The following is a 13957-nucleotide window of genomic DNA, read 5'->3' as shown; positions in this document are numbered from 1 at the left end:
TCAATCGGGCCAGGGCCTCGGCCCACCGGGAGGCACATGGAACTGCGGCAGATTGAGGCATTCCTGGCGGTCGCCGAAGAGCTCCACTTCGGCCGGGCGGCCAGCCGCCTGCGCATGGCACAGTCACCGCTGAGCCAGACCATCAAGAAGCTGGAAAAGAGCCTGGGTGCGGAGCTGTTCGAGCGCAATACCCGGGCCGTTTCGCTGACCACGGCAGGACTGTCGTTCCTGCCCCACGCCCGGAAGATCCTCGAGGAGCTGGACCTCGCCCGGCGGGCCGCAACCGCTGACACGGGGACGGTTTACGGCCGTCTGGCCATCGGGTTCTCAGGCGCGCTCAACCACACCACGTTACCGCCGCTGACCCGCGCCCTGCGCCAGCGCTACCCCGGACTGGACCTCACCCTCAGCGGCGGACTGCTGACGCAGGACGCCCTGGGCCATCTGCACAATGGCTCGATGGATCTGGCGTTCATCGGCCTGCCGGTGGACGCGCCCGCCCTTTCGACTAGGCGCATCGCGGTGGAGCCGCTGGGCGCCACCGTCCCGGTGGACCACCCGCTCGCCGGACGGTCAACAGTGGCTTTGCAGGAACTGGCCGCGGATGGCTTCGTCACCATGCCCGAGGCACAAGGTTCCACGCTTCGGGAAGCCATCTTGTCGGCATGCACGGCCGCCGGGTTCCGCACACGCATCGCGCAGGAAGTGTCGGATCCCTACACGGCCCTCTCCCTGGTGGCCGGCGGCGTGGGGGTAAGCCTCATGCCCCGGTCGGTCGCCGCGATCATGCCCGGCGGCACGGTGTTCATTCCGCTCTCAGGCAATGCGCCGCGGCTGGAATCCGGCATTGCCTGGAATCCAGCCCTCGTCTCCCCTGCCCTCAAGCTGGCGCTGCAAGTGGCGAAAGAAGTCCTTCCCACGCCCTCAGCCTAGAGCCCGGGCGGGGCCCAGGGACTCTTCCCACACGGGGCCCCGACTATGCAATTCCTGCACATAGTCATTGACCGAATAAGTATTGGACTTGTCTCAATCGGGTCAGCACCATGGAATCACCCGGACCGGCCCGACAAGCCGGCACACGTCCCGACTCAATGAAGAGGAACTTTCCATGGCCACTTTCGCCGTCACCTACTCCTACGCGAACGGGACCGCCGCCGCCCGCGACACGCACCGTCCCAGCCACGTGGAGTTCCTCCAAACGCAGTTCGACGGCGGCCGGCTCCTCAAGAGCGGCCCCTTCGGCCCGGAGGAGGCACCTGGCGCGCTGTTGGTCATTGAAGGTGAGTCCAAGGCCGATGTTGAGGCCCTGATGGACCAGGACCCGTTCTTCCGGAACAACATGGTCGAAGAACGCAGCATCCGGCAGTGGAACATCTTCTTCGGCGCGGACGGGAAGTAGGGAAAGATGCTGACCGCACGCACCATCGCCAAGGAAACCATCAGCTACGAGGGAGTGGCCGAACCCTCCCTGGAGGCAGGCCATGCCTTGGTCCGGGTCCACCACGTCGCCCTCTGCGGGACGGACCTGCACATCTGGGAGGACGACTATCCCACCGAGCTGCCCATCGTGCAGGGCCACGAATTCTCCGGCGTCGTCGAGGCCATCGGCGACAACCGCGCCGGCATCAGTGTGGGCGACCGGGTGGCCGTCAGTCCCGTGACGTACTGCGGACAATGCCAGCCGTGCAGGCTGGGCCGGCCCAACGTCTGCCGCAGCATTGGCTGCCTCGGCTGCTATTCCGACGGCGCCCTGGTGGAACTGCTCAGCGTTCCCGCGGAGAAACTGTGCCCTGTTCCTGACGGGCTGCCGCTGGAGATCGCCGCGATGGGGGAACCTGCCTCGATCGCCATGCAGGCCGTGAACCGCGGCCGGGCAACGGCGGGGGAAACTGCGCTGGTGCTGGGCAGCGGACCCATCGGGCTCCTTGCCACCCTGTACCTGGCCGATCTGGGAGTGCAGGTGATTGCCGCCGACACGGAACCGGACCGTTTGGAGCTCGCCACTGCCTTCGGTGCCGCCGACACCCTCCTGGTGGATCCCGCCAGACCTTTCCCGGACGCCGGACAAAGCGCGCGGCTGGATGCCCTGACGGACGGCAACGGCCCCATCCTGGTCATTGAGGCCACAGGCGTGCCGTCCTCGTTCGAAAACGCCATCCGGCTCGTAGCCAGCGCCGGCCGCATTGTCCAGGTGGGCATCTCGCCGCGCGCGGTCACGCTTTCCATGAAAGACATCCCCTTCAAGGAACTCGACATCATGGGCAGCCGCAACAGCCTGAACCTGATTCCCGACGGTTTGGCGCTGCTGGCCCGGCACCCCGGCCAGGCGTGGGCGCTCATGACGCACCGCTTTGGCTTCAGGGAGCTGCCGGAGGCCTTTGCGCTGATGGGCAACCGCACCGAAAAGGTGGGCAAGATCGTCATCGACATGCCCGCTGCGCAGGCTGCCGGAGCGGCTGCCAATGCCCGGGAAGCGGTTACGGCATGAACTCCGTGACCACTCCCGTGGAGAATCTGGCCGGCTCCTACGACGTGGTAGTGGCTGGCAGCGGTGCCGCCGGGCTGGTGGCAGCGGTACGCGCCGCCGACGCCGGCCTCTCCGTCCTTGTGGTCGAGAAGGCCCCGCAACTGGGCGGCACCACGGCAGCCGGCGGCGGCGTGATGTGGGCACCGAACAACCATCTTGCCCGGAGGGCGGGGTTCGCTGACAGCCATGCCGGCGCCGTCGCCTACCTCACCGAGGCGGGCCGGAACGTGCTGACGGATGCGGAAATCGGATGGTACGTCAGCACGGCCCCGCGCGCCGTCGAATATTTGGTCACCAACACCAGGGTGTCCATGACGCCGATCGCCCGGCCGGACTACCACATGGAGTGGGCGGGGGCCACTGATGGTGGCAGGGGCCTGGACAATGATGCGTTCGATCCCGCGGACTATCCCGGCATAGCGGAGCTGATCCGCCCGTCCTCGTATTTTCCGCTGCTGACCATGACCGAACGCGATGAACTGAACGGCCGGGCGGCCGACCCCGCGCTCCTGGCGCGCCGGGCCGCCGCCGGCGTGCGGACCATGGGCGGCGCGCTGGTGGGCCGGCTGCTCGCGAGCGCATTGGACCGCGGCGTGCACATCGCCGTGTCGGCGCCGCTCCAGGACCTGGTCCCGCTGGGCAACGGGCCCGACGGCGGGCGCGGCAACGGCTGGAAGGTGGCCATCGGCGCGGGCCGAGGCAGCAGGACGGTTGAAGCGGCCGCCGTCGTCTTTGCCTCCGGGGGCTTCGAATGGAACCCGCGGCTGCGGAAGGCCTTCCTGCCTTTCCCCGTCACCCCCATCAGCGCACCCTCCAACGAGGGCGACGGGCTGGAACTGGGCCTCAAGGCTGGCGCCGCCGTGGCGGACATGACCGCGGTGTGGGGCGTGCCGGTCATCAGCACCCCTGCGCACCGGTACGACGGCGTCCAGTCCGGACGGATGGGCAACGTGGAAATGACCCTGCCCGGGTCCATCACGGTCAACGCCGCGGGGAAGCGCTTCGTCAACGAGGCCCTGAACTACCATGACGCCTCCCGGTTGTTCGCGTCCATCGACCCGCACTCCCTGGGCCAGCAGAACAACCCAGCCTGGCTCGTCTTCGACTCCACCTACATGGCGAAGTACCCGGTGGCCGGCTCCACTCCCGGGAAACCCGCGGACTGGATGGTGCAGGCGGACACGCTCCGGGACCTGGCGGGAAAGACCGGCATCGATCCGGCCGGGCTGGAACAGACTGTGGCCAGGTTCAACACCGACGCGGCCGCCGGCGTCGATACCGAGTTCCACCGCGGCTCCACCCCGCAGGACCGCTTCCTGGGCGACGCCGGGGTGGCCCCCAACCCCTGCCTGGCGCCGCTCACGGCGGGACCGTTCTTTGCGGTGCCGGTGTCGGCCGGGACCCTGGGCACCTCCGGCGGCCTGGACACCGACCTCAACGGACGCGTCCTGGACCGCCACCGCCAGCCGATCCCCCGGCTTTACGCCGCAGGCAACGTATCGGCGAGCGTGTTCCGCAACAACTACCCCGGCGGCGGCGCCACCCTTGGCTCGGCGATCACCCGGGCCTTCGCCGTCGGCGAGCACCTGGCGCAAACCCTTGCACCGCTCGCGGCCGCTGCCGCGTCCGGTCCCGCCATGAACGGGGAGCTCCGATGACCCTCGGAAATGAAACGGCCCAGCCGTCGCCCGTGTGGCCCGGGCGCTTCCGTGGCCAGGTAATCCTGGTGACCGGGGCCGCAGGAGGCCTGGGATCGGCGGCAAGCGGGCGCCTCCGGGCCGAGGGGGCAACAGTGATTAACACCGACGCACTCGGCACCGGCAACGGAGAGGCACCCGGAACGTCACTCCGCCTGGACGTCACGCAGCGCCCGGAATGGGATGCCGTAGTGGCCGAGGTGCTGGGGCAGCACGGGCGCATCGACGGTGCACTCTTTGCCCACGGCGTGCAGGGGCCTGAAACCGCGGTGCAGGACATGCCGTTTGCGGGCTGGTCGCGGACGTTCGCCATCAACCTGGACGGGTGCTTCCACGGCCTGGCCGCACTGCTCCCCGTCATGCGGGCCCCCGGATATGGCCGCATCGCCGTGCTCGCGTCCATCGCCGCGCGTGAGGGCAACGCCAACATGGCTGCGTATTCGGCCTCCAAGGCAGCGGTGGTGGCACTGGTGAAGACGGCTGCCAAGGAGGCCGCGGCGGACGGGGTGACGGTGAATTCGGTGGCACCGTCGATGTTCCGGACACGCCTCCTGGCGGACCTTTCGCCGGAGCGCAACGCCGAGCTTCTCGCCAGGGTGCCGATGGGCCGGGTGGGCGAACCGGAGGAGTTCGCGTCACTTGCCGCCTGGCTCCTGTCCCCGGAGGCCAGTTACACCACGGGGCAGGTGCTGGACCTCAGCGGCGGGCGGAACACCGCCTAAGGCGCCGGAAGGCGGCCCGGTCCCCGCCCGGCCTGCTAGTCCTCCTCCAACTCGCCCCGGACAAGGCGGCGCGTGACGTCGGTGAGGAGCTCGACGCCCCGCAGCGCGTCGTCGTCGTGCGTGTACTCCGCCTCGTTGTGCGAGATGCCTTCCACGCTCGGCACGAAGAGCATCACGGTGGGAACCACGTCCTTCATGTTGGTCGAATCGTGGCCGGCCACGGTCATCACGTCCGCGTGGGTGTAGCCAAGGCTCTCCGCACTGGCCCTGCCCAGGGCCGCTCCCCGGGGCTGGTAGGACACCACTCCCCAGTTGTGCGTCAGGTCCAGGCGGATCTCCGTGCGGGAGTCCGTCCCGGCGTCGATGATCCTCTTTTCGAGCCGCTCCATGGCGAGGGCCAGCACGGACTCGTCCGGGGAGCGCAGGTCCAGGTTCATCAGCACCTGCCGGGCGATGGTGACCGGCGAGTTCGGCAGGACGTACAGCTCGGAGACGGACGTGTGCAACAGCCCCGGCTCGAACTCCGCCGCCAGCTCACGCGCGGCGGCGATCACCAGCGCCGCCCCGAAGAGCGCGTCACGGCGGTCCTCCATGCGGGTGGCCCCGGTGTGCGACTGCGCTCCGTCCACGGTCACCCGGTACTTGCTGGCGGCCCAGGTGCTGCCCACGATGCCCACCTGAGTCCCGCTCTCCTCCAGGTTCCGGCCCTGCTCGATGTGGATTTCGGCGTACCGGGCAACCTGGGCAAGGACGGGCGCATTGCCGCCCGGCTCAGCGTGTCCTGCGGCAAGGGCCTGCGCCACGGTTGTCCCCGCCGGATCGGTGGTGGCGAGGGCGTCCTCCAGCCGCAGTTTCCCGGTGAAGACGCCGCTCCCCATCATGCTGGGCGCGAAGCGGCTGCCTTCCTCGTTGAACCAGTTCACCACCGCCAGGTTGTAGGTGGGCTGGAGCTTTCCGGCCCGGGCTTCGGCCGCAACGCGGGCTCCGGCGTGCGCCGCGGCGAGCACGCCGTAGGCGCCGTCGTACCGGCCGGCCAGCGGCTGGGAATCCAGGTGCGAGCCCACCAGCACGTAGGGGGCGCCAGGCACCAGTTCCATGGTGCCGAACTGGTTGCCGGCTTCATCCACGGTTTCGGTGTACCCGTGGCGGGCAAGCCATTGGCTGAACCAGGCCCGGGTGGCGTGGTCCTCCGGGGTTCCCGCCTGGCGGTCCACGCCGCCGCCGGGGGTGGCGCCGAAGCCCGACATCGTGGCGAAATCGGCGAGGAACTGCTCGTTGGCGGTGCTCATGGGGTTTCCTTCCCTGTCAGTGCTGCCTCAAGGTCTGCCATGCGGGCCGGCGCTGGCAGGTTTTCGGCGCCGAAACGGATGCGCCCGCCCACCATGGTGGCCAGCACGCGGGTGGCGGAGATGCTGGAGGGGTCGACGGCGGTAGGGTCCTGGTCGAGGAACACCAGGTCCGCCAGGTACCCCGGCGCCAGGCGCCCCTTGATGTGTCCGGTTCCCGTCGCGGCGGCGGACCCCGTGGTGTACGCGGCCAATGCCTCGGCGGCGGTGATCCTTTCGTCCGGCCCGTAGACCTCGCCCGAAGGGGTCAGCCGCTCCACGAAGGACTGCATGACGTCCAGCGGCCTGCCGTTGGAGACGGGACGGTCCGAGCTTCCCGGCAGGGTGACGCCGCGATCCAGCAGGCTCTTGCCGGGGTAGGACCAGGCCGTGCGTTTCGGGCCCAGCAGGCGGGCCATGCCGTCCCCGAATTCGGTGATGAAGTGCGGCTGCGGGACCAGCACGATGCCGGCGGCGGCGATCCGGTCCAGTTGCTCGGGACGGACCACCCCGCCGTGCTCGATCCGGTTGGGCTGTGCATTGAGCCCGTAGTTTTCCTGCGCCTCGGTGATGATGTCGATGGCATGGTCAACGGCGTGGTCGCCGATCGCGTGCATCGCGATCGCCCAGCCGGCCCGGTACGCGCCCAGGGCTGATTCACGCAGCTGCTCCGCGTCCATCTGCAGGTAGCCGTGGTTGTGGGTGCAGCCTACGTAGTCTTCGGTCATGTAGGCCGTGCTGCCCAGGAGGGAGCCGTCGCTGAAGATTTTCACCGGGCCCACACGCAGCCAGTCGTCGCCCAGTCCGGTGCGGATGCCGGCGTCCAGGGTCCTGGACGCGGGGTCATCGGCATGGCCTGGCACATCGTGGAGGGCATCCATGACCAGCATCGGCTGCATCCTGACGCTGAGCAGCCCCTTGTCCCGGGCGTTCAGGTAGGCCGCGAACTCGCGGGGCGAGTAGCCGATCCAGCCCCCGGCGATGCCCGCATCCGTAACGCTGGTGATTCCTTCGGAGAGGTAGTGCGACGTCGCGAGGTCCAGCGCGCGCTCGATAGTTTCCAGCGGATACGGCAGCAGGAGGTCCTGCACCAGCCGCATCGCGTTCTCCTCGAGCAGCCCTGTCGGCCGGCCGTCGTCGCCCACCACCACGGCCCCGCCGTCGATCGGGGCCGTCAGGTCCGCGTGGGCCGCGACGAGATCCAGTGCCACACCGTTGAGCGTGCAGGCATGGCCCGAGGAGTGCTTGATCCACACCGGGCGTCCCCCGGCGGCGGCATCCAGCCTGTCACGATCGGGCTGCTGGCCGCCGAGCAGCAGCGGGCTGTAGCCGGACGCAATGACCCATTCATCGGGAGCCTTTCCGGCTGCGGCCTCGGCGATGATCCCGTACACCTCGTCCAGGCTTGCCGCCGCCCCCGCGTTAGCCTCCATGAGCCCGAGGCCGAACCACACGCTGTGCGCGTGGACGTCGTCGAAGCCGGGGACAATCGTGGTCCCCGCGGCATCGATCGTCAGGGCGGCATGCCTGGCAAGGTCGTCATCGGGGTCGACGTCGAAGATCTTGCCGTCGTGGATGAGCAGGCTGGCCGCCGTAGGGCGGCAGGCATCCTGGGTCAGTATGTGTGCGTTGCGAATCAGGAGATCGAAGGGCATGAATCCTCTTTGATATGGCCCCCAAACCTCACGGCGGAGGTGCGGTCAGCGGCCTGGAAGCGGGTCTGCGCTCCATTCAACTCTGTAGCATTGCTGCCTTCAAGAGACATCCAACGCCGTCTTGGGGACAGAACTTAGGCGTTTGCATAATATGGATGCATGACAGCACACGACGGCGTGACCGCCCGTCCCGCCAAGACCACACCCCGCGAGTTCCGTCCGGGCCGGCCCATGGAACCCGAGTGGACAGAGCTGCTGGAAAGCCTGTGGAAAGAACGCTCCCTGCTCGTCAGCGACTTCCTGGAGCGCTTCTCAGCCATTTCCTACGGTGAAGCCCTCGTTCCCGAAGATGACGTGTATAGGACCGCCGCGGACACCATGGACATGTTCCTGTACCAGATGGCCGGGCTGGAGCTTCCCCCGAACCTTCAGACCCTTCCGCGCGAGGTGGCCGCCCGCCGGGCACGCCAGGGCGTCCCCTTGGACGCGTTCCTGGAAGCAATCCGCAATGACTTCCGCGTTCTTTGGAAGGGCCTCGAACGGGTCGCTCGGGACAAAGGAATCAGCGTGCTGGTGGCCAACATGGACCGCGTGCTCGACGCCGTTGAAGGCTATGTGAGCAGCATCCAGCAGGCCTATGCGGAGGAAGAGGCCCGGCTGACGCGCAACAAGCAGCTGTATCGCCAGCGCCTGCTGTCCCGGCTGTTCAACGCGGAACTGGGCAGCGCGGCCGAAGCCCAGGACCTCGCCGAGGCCCTCGGGGTGCAGGCAAACGGCACTTTTGAGGTGCTGGCAGTCACCTCGGACGCCGTAACCCAGGCCCAGCGGCAGTTCGAGCAGGACCACAGCGTTTATCTGTACGAGAACACCGGGGCCCTGTACCTGTTCCGCCAGCAGCGGCAGGGACGGACCTGGCAGCATGAAGGGCCGGGGTTCCCCGCCGGATACATGGCCGGCGTCACCGGCCTGGCCGCCGTCCCGGCCGCCGCCTCGTCCGCACTGGTGTTGGCGCAGCAGAGGCGCCAGGGCACCGGGCTGGCGACCATGGAGGATGCCTGGATGGGGATTGCCGGACGGCTCCTTGAGCAGAAGTTTCCCGGCTTCTCCGCTTCAGTGAAGGATGCCCTGGACAGGTGCACCCCCCTTGAACGCCAGCGCCTGCTGCAGGTGGCACGCAGCTACGCGCGGACCGGCTCCATCAAGGAAACGTCCGAGGAGCTCTTCTGCCACCGGAACACCGTGGTCAACCGCCTGCACAGCCTGCACCAGGTCATCGGCCTTGACCTCACGGTGCCGGCCGAGGCCGCGCGGGCCCTCGTGGCCCTCAGCCGCTACAGCGAGTTCACGGACTAACTTTGTGAAGATGCCCATTTAACGAGCGAAAAGTGGGTGGATATTGTCATTGTTCAGGGCTTTCTCACTGATCTACTCTCGAATAACCACCGCTGCAGCGCAGGCATGGCCTTTTGACCGCCGCGGGATCCGGGATGCAACACTCAACCCGCTCGAAAGGGCTCAAACAGTGACGACCTCAAATTCACTTTCCGCCGCCGCAGGTGCTCCACCGGTGATCTCCGGCAAGGACGCCGGAAAGATCGCCCGTGCCGCCTTCGTCGGGACGGCACTGGAGTGGTACGACTACTACCTCTTCGGCACGGCCGCTGCGCTTGTCTTCAACAGGCTCTTCTTCACCAACATGGACCCCACCGCCGCGCTGCTGGCCTCCTTTGCCACGTTCGGCGTCGGCTTCGCCGCCCGCCCGATCGGCGCCATCATCTTCGGCTTCGTCGGCGACCGTTACGGACGCCGCCCGGCGCTGCTGATGACCATCGTCATGATCGGCGCGGCCACCGCCCTCATCGGCCTGCTGCCCGATTTCGGCACCATCGGCCTGGCGGCGCCCACCATGCTCGCGGTTCTGCGGCTGGTGCAGGGCCTGGCCGTCGGCGGCGAGTGGGGCGGCGCTGTGACCATGGCCGTCGAGCACGCACCCGTCGAGAAGCGCGGCCGGTACGCGGCGCTGGTACAGGTGGGCTCGCCGGTGGCCACGCTGCTGGCCTCCGGCGCCTTCTCCCTGGTGCTGCTGTTCCCGTCCGAAGCCTTTGATGCCTGGGGCTGGCGTATCCCGTTCCTGGTAGCCTTCCCGATGCTCGGCATCGCGCTCTGGATCCGCCTCAAGGTGGAGGAATCCCCCATCTTCAAGGACCTGCTGGCCCAGGGCGAGACGGCGAAGGTCCCGGCGTTCGAGGTGTTCCGCCACGCCGGCGGCCGCCTGCTCATTGCCGTACTCGCAGCGCTGCTCGGCGTCGGCGGTTTCTACATGATCACCACCTTCGCGGTGAGCTACGGCTCCAACACCCTGAAGGTGGACCGGAGCGTCATGGTCAACGCAACGCTGGTTGCCGCGGTGGCCCAGATCGGCGTCACCTTCCTCATGGGCCGGCTTGCCGAGAAGATCGGGCCTGGCAAGGTCACCATGTGGGGCGGCGTGGTCAGCGCCGTCATGGCCTTCCCGCTCTTCGCGATGATCGACACCAAGTCCCCGCTGATGATCACGCTGGCCATCACCATCGGCATCATGCTCATCGCCGTCGCCTACGCCGTCAACGGCGCCCTCCTCACCGAGCTGTTCCCGCCCAAGCTGCGCTACTCCGGCGTGGCCCTGGGCTACAACATCGCCGGTGCCACCAGCGGCTTCATGCCCCTGCTGGCCACCGCGATGCTGGGTGTCTCCGGCAACCAGTCGTGGGGTGCGGCCCTGATCCTGGCCATCATCTCCCTGCTGACCGCCGTCGGAGGGTTCTTCGGCGAGCGCCTGCGCGTCCAGGACAAGCAGCTCGTCAGCTAGGACCGGCGGCCGCGGACCCGCGGCGCGACAGAAACCAACCACCGAAGGGGAGCCGTCCGGCGGACGGCTCCCCTTTCCATGAGGAGACCACCATGCTCACTGACGACCAAACCCGCCGCATCCTGGACGCCGTGGACGCCGCCTTCGACGCGCAGCTTTCCTTCACCCAGGACCTGGTCAGGCACCCGTCGCCGCGCACCCGGGAGGGCAGCGCGCAGGACCTGATGTATGGGGCCATGGCCGGCCGCGGCCTGGAGATGGACCGGTGGGCGCTCGATGCCGAGGACCTGTCCGCCCACCCCGGCTTCGGGCCCGTGACGGTTTCCTATGACGGGATGACCAACGTGGTGGGCACGTACCGCCCGGCTGAAGAGCGGGGCCGGTCCCTCATCCTCAACGGCCACATCGACGTGGTCCCGGAAGGCCCGTCCGAGGCGTGGTCCCGCTACCCGTGGGACGCGCCCATCATCGACGGGTGGCTGTACGGCCGCGGCGCCGGCGACATGAAAGCAGGCCTCGCGGCCAACGTCTTCGCCTTCGACGCCGTCCGCGCCGCCGGATTCGAGCCGGCAGGCCGCATCCATTTCCAGTCCGTCGTGGAGGAGGAGTGCACCGGCAACGGCTCGCTGTCCGCCCTGATGCGCGGCTACCGGGCCGACGCCGTCATCATCCCCGAACCAGAGGAGGACATGCTGGTGCGCGCCAACGTGGGCGTGATCTGGTTCAGAGTCCGGGTCACCGGCAACCCGACGCACCCCCGCGAGATGGGCACCGGCTTCAACGCCATCGACGCAGCCTATACGGCGATTTCGGCGCTGCGCGAAGTGGAGGAAAAGTGGAACGCGGACCGGGGTCAGCACCGCTACTTCGAGGATCTTGACCACCCCATCAACTTCAACTTCGGCGGGATCGCGGGCGGGGACTGGCCCTCCAGCGTCCCGGCGTGGTGCGAGTTCGATGTGCGCGCGGCCATCTATCCCGGCATCACCGCCGAGCAGGCCTGGCAGGAACTGCAGGAGTGCCTCGAGTCCCTGGGCCACGGGCCGGCGCCCATCACCGCCGTCGGCACACGGACCGGATTCTTCTCCGAAGGCTACGTGCTGGAGCCCGGGAGCGAGGCCGAAGCACTGCTGGAGCGGACCCACACGCAGGTGTTCGGCCGCAGGCTGGAAAGCTTCACCACACCGGGCTACCTCGACGGCCGGGTCTTCGCCCTCTACGCCGGTACGCCGGCGCTGGTCTACGGCCCCGTCTCCGAGGCGATCCACGGGTTTGACGAGCGCGTCTCGGTCGAATCCATCCGCCGGATCACCAAAAGCATCGCCCTGTTCATCGCCGATTGGTGCGGCGTGGACGAGCAGCCAGGGGATGCTACCGAGCGTTAAAGCACGACGGCGGAAGGGTCGGCTTAGGCGGGGAGCGCACAAAGTGCCGCCGGGCCTGTAACGCGCCAGTAACGCCCGCAGCGGTGGAATGCCCTCGGGGGCTGGGCTCGGTCGCAAAGGCGTGCTCTTATGGCTGCTTCCCCCGCCCGTCCCCGGAGGGCGCCCAGCACCTGTACCAGTTCCAGGAGCGCTGGATCACCTACCGTTCCACGGCCGCGGCGCTGAAGCACGAGCGTTACCTGTACCTGGCCAAGGCGGGACCTTACCTGCGCGCGGGCCGGCACCAGCAGCTGGCAACAGGTTCCAGCCCGCTCTGAAGGACGGTAGGGGCGCCAACTCCGCGGTTACCGGCCAGCACCTATGCGGCTTTGCGCCGCCGGTTCCGACTCGGCCAGCGGCTTCAGGCGGATGTCCGGAACAGTGAGGGTCCTGGGGCCGTCGAAGCCCTGGACGAAGACGGTGGCGAAGCTCAGGGACACCGTTGTCGCCTCTTCGGGCAGCTGGCTTTCGAAGTTGAGGGTGCCCTTGCGCTGGCCGCCGGGCGGGATCTGGGGCTGCCAGTTGCTGCGGAAGGAGTCCGCGTCGTACGTGGTGCCGTCCGGTCCGGTGAGCATTGCGTTCTGGAACAGCGGCAGGGTGATGGTGCTGGTAGTCCCGTTGTTCACCAGGATCTCCGCCCGGGTGAAGTGCGCCGTGCTCTGGACGCCCAGGATGGTCACCCTGACCCCCTGAGCCTCCGCCACCACTTGGCTTTCCAGGCGCTGCACGCCGCTTTCGTTGCCGGAGAAATAGCCGACGGCGTAGCTCGCCCCCGCGGTGACCAGCCAGCCGCCGCCGCCAAGCAGCAGGAGGGTCAGCAGGACCGTTACGGCCAGCGGCCGCCGGGGCTCGGCCCGGGGCCCGGCTTGTGGCTCTCCCCGCGGCCCGTGGCCGGGGCCGGCGGGCTGCTGCCTCGCGGCGGCCTGGTTCTTCCGGTAGAACCCGAGCATTTCGATGGCCAAGGCAACCAGCAGGCCGACTAGCGGCGTGACGAACCAGGTCCAGGTAGGGGTCAGTTCGGTGAGGAAGGAGGTGAGGCTGTTCCCCAGGAGGCCAACGACGTTGATCCCCGCGGCGAACATCAGGGCCGTCCCCAACCGCTCCTTGGGCTGCTGCGGGCCCGGCTTGGCAGCTTTCTTGCCGGCGCCCTGGCGGGGCGCGCCATCGCTCTCCCGGGGCGTGCCGCCGTCGGCATTCCGGTCGATGAACCGCAGCCTCACCTCGCCGAACTGGACCAGGTCCCCGTGCGCCAGTTCCGTGGGTGAGGTGATGCGGTGCCCGTTCACCCAGCTGCCGTTCCGGGACTGCTGGTCCGTGAGGACGGTGCGGCCGTCCGCGGAGCTCAGGAGCGCGTGGCGGTGGCTGACTCCGTAGAAGGGCAGGCGGAGCCGGGAGCCGTCCTGGCTGCCCACGGTGACCTCCCCGCGCGGAATCACAAGTCTGTTCCCCGCCGCCTCCCCGCTGACGACGATGAACTCATTCCTGGCACCAGGCCCATCCATGGCTTCCCGCCCTGCCACGCCCCAAGGATTCCGTAGGCCTAGTTTGCTCCCGGCCGGAATTCCTGACAAGGACACGGCCCGCGGTGGTTGAGCCTGCCGAACCCACGGCGGAACGAGCGTGGTTGCCACTCCCCCGGTGTATGACCCCGCACTCGGAAGCTCAGCAAAAACTGAGCCAAACCTGGCACACCGGCCCTCACGCGGCCGATACGATTCCTTTGATCTCCGGAACCAGCGGTTTCCGGCGCAATAAATTT

Annotated in this window: 12 protein-coding genes; 9 read left to right on the top strand and 3 right to left on the bottom strand. The window is 68.2% G+C overall.

The genetic code is table 11. The annotated features are described in order from the left end of the window. The first annotated feature begins 36 nt into the window (after nt 1-36). The 5 genes from ACYSM9_RS03230 (at nt 37) to ACYSM9_RS03210 (ending at nt 4946) form a co-directional block, all read left to right on the top strand. On the top strand, nt 37-933 hold the full coding sequence (locus ACYSM9_RS03230) for a LysR family transcriptional regulator (RefSeq protein ID WP_461855563.1): 897 nt from the start codon (nt 37-39) through the stop codon (nt 931-933). Between the two features lie 175 nt (nt 934-1108). Further along, nucleotides 1109-1399 carry a YciI family protein gene (locus tag ACYSM9_RS03225; protein WP_461855562.1) on the top strand — a complete coding sequence of 97 codons (291 nt, stop codon included), beginning with the start codon at nt 1109-1111 and terminating at the stop codon, nt 1397-1399. Between the two features lie 6 nt (nt 1400-1405). Then, on the top strand, nt 1406-2488 hold the full coding sequence (locus ACYSM9_RS03220; protein ID WP_461855561.1) for an alcohol dehydrogenase catalytic domain-containing protein: 1083 nt from the start codon (nt 1406-1408) through the stop codon (nt 2486-2488). Continuing rightward, complete coding sequence (locus tag ACYSM9_RS03215) at nt 2485-4185, top strand: FAD-dependent oxidoreductase (RefSeq protein ID WP_461855560.1); 1701 nt, start codon at nt 2485-2487, stop codon at nt 4183-4185. The genes ACYSM9_RS03220 and ACYSM9_RS03215 overlap by 4 nt, the downstream gene beginning before the upstream one ends. Beyond that, nucleotides 4182-4946, top strand: coding sequence for an SDR family NAD(P)-dependent oxidoreductase (locus tag ACYSM9_RS03210; protein ID WP_461855559.1), 765 nt, complete (start codon nt 4182-4184; stop codon nt 4944-4946). Before ACYSM9_RS03215 ends, ACYSM9_RS03210 begins: the two co-directional genes overlap by 4 nt. A gap of 35 nt (nt 4947-4981) precedes the next feature. Here ACYSM9_RS03210 and ACYSM9_RS03205 read toward each other — a convergent pair whose 3' ends face one another. Both ACYSM9_RS03205 and ACYSM9_RS03200 read right to left on the bottom strand, forming a co-directional pair. Next, a complete protein-coding gene (locus ACYSM9_RS03205; protein WP_461855558.1) occupies nt 4982-6235 on the bottom strand; it encodes a M20 family metallo-hydrolase in 1254 nt (417 codons plus the stop codon). Next, nucleotides 6232-7926: an amidohydrolase gene (locus ACYSM9_RS03200; RefSeq protein ID WP_461855557.1), complete on the bottom strand. Its 1695-nt coding sequence runs from the start codon at nt 7924-7926 to the stop codon at nt 6232-6234. The genes ACYSM9_RS03205 and ACYSM9_RS03200 overlap by 4 nt, the downstream gene beginning before the upstream one ends. 159 nt (nt 7927-8085) lie before the next feature. On the opposite strand from ACYSM9_RS03200, the gene ACYSM9_RS03195 reads away from it, so the two are divergent. The 4 genes from ACYSM9_RS03195 (at nt 8086) to ACYSM9_RS03180 (ending at nt 12476) form a co-directional block, all read left to right on the top strand. Continuing rightward, nucleotides 8086-9279 (top strand): helix-turn-helix domain-containing protein, encoded by a 1194-nt coding sequence (locus tag ACYSM9_RS03195; RefSeq protein ID WP_461855556.1) that lies wholly within the window; start codon nt 8086-8088, stop codon nt 9277-9279. 169 nt (nt 9280-9448) lie between these two features. After that, complete coding sequence (locus tag ACYSM9_RS03190) at nt 9449-10774, top strand: MFS transporter (RefSeq protein WP_461855554.1); 1326 nt, start codon at nt 9449-9451, stop codon at nt 10772-10774. 92 nt (nt 10775-10866) lie between these two features. After that, the gene (locus tag ACYSM9_RS03185; RefSeq protein ID WP_461855553.1) at nt 10867-12159 is read left to right on the top strand and encodes an ArgE/DapE family deacylase; all 1293 of its coding nucleotides are present in this window, start codon (nt 10867-10869) and stop codon (nt 12157-12159) included. Nucleotides 12160-12242: 83 nt separating this feature from the next. Then, a complete protein-coding gene (locus ACYSM9_RS03180; RefSeq protein ID WP_461855552.1) occupies nt 12243-12476 on the top strand; it encodes a DUF4231 domain-containing protein in 234 nt (77 codons plus the stop codon). 27 nt (nt 12477-12503) lie between these two features. Here the strand turns inward: ACYSM9_RS03180 and ACYSM9_RS03175 are convergent, their stop codons facing one another. After that, complete coding sequence (locus ACYSM9_RS03175) at nt 12504-13700, bottom strand: FHA domain-containing protein (RefSeq protein WP_461855551.1); 1197 nt, start codon at nt 13698-13700, stop codon at nt 12504-12506. Between the last annotated feature and the right edge of the window lie 257 nt (nt 13701-13957).

Source organism: Arthrobacter sp. C152, assembly GCF_054890965.1.
Note: the sequence above shows the minus strand (reverse complement) of the source record. Positions and strands in the feature narration are given on the sequence as shown.

What these genes read in the sequence shown, in the direction of transcription:
- ACYSM9_RS03225 (WP_461855562.1), top strand. Translation starts at nt 1,109, where the DNA reads ATGGCCACTTTCGCCGTCACCTACTCCTACGCGAACGGGACCGCCGCC.
- ACYSM9_RS03175 (WP_461855551.1), bottom strand. Translation starts at nt 13,700, where the DNA reads ATGGATGGGCCTGGTGCCAGGAATGAGTTCATCGTCGTCAGCGGGGAG.
- ACYSM9_RS03205 (WP_461855558.1), bottom strand. Translation starts at nt 6,235, where the DNA reads ATGAGCACCGCCAACGAGCAGTTCCTCGCCGATTTCGCCACGATGTCG.
- ACYSM9_RS03215 (WP_461855560.1), top strand. Translation starts at nt 2,485, where the DNA reads ATGAACTCCGTGACCACTCCCGTGGAGAATCTGGCCGGCTCCTACGAC.
- ACYSM9_RS03195 (WP_461855556.1), top strand. Translation starts at nt 8,086, where the DNA reads ATGACAGCACACGACGGCGTGACCGCCCGTCCCGCCAAGACCACACCC.
- ACYSM9_RS03200 (WP_461855557.1), bottom strand. Translation starts at nt 7,926, where the DNA reads ATGCCCTTCGATCTCCTGATTCGCAACGCACACATACTGACCCAGGAT.
- ACYSM9_RS03230 (WP_461855563.1), top strand. Translation starts at nt 37, where the DNA reads ATGGAACTGCGGCAGATTGAGGCATTCCTGGCGGTCGCCGAAGAGCTC.
- ACYSM9_RS03185 (WP_461855553.1), top strand. Translation starts at nt 10,867, where the DNA reads ATGCTCACTGACGACCAAACCCGCCGCATCCTGGACGCCGTGGACGCC.
- ACYSM9_RS03220 (WP_461855561.1), top strand. Translation starts at nt 1,406, where the DNA reads ATGCTGACCGCACGCACCATCGCCAAGGAAACCATCAGCTACGAGGGA.
- ACYSM9_RS03210 (WP_461855559.1), top strand. Translation starts at nt 4,182, where the DNA reads ATGACCCTCGGAAATGAAACGGCCCAGCCGTCGCCCGTGTGGCCCGGG.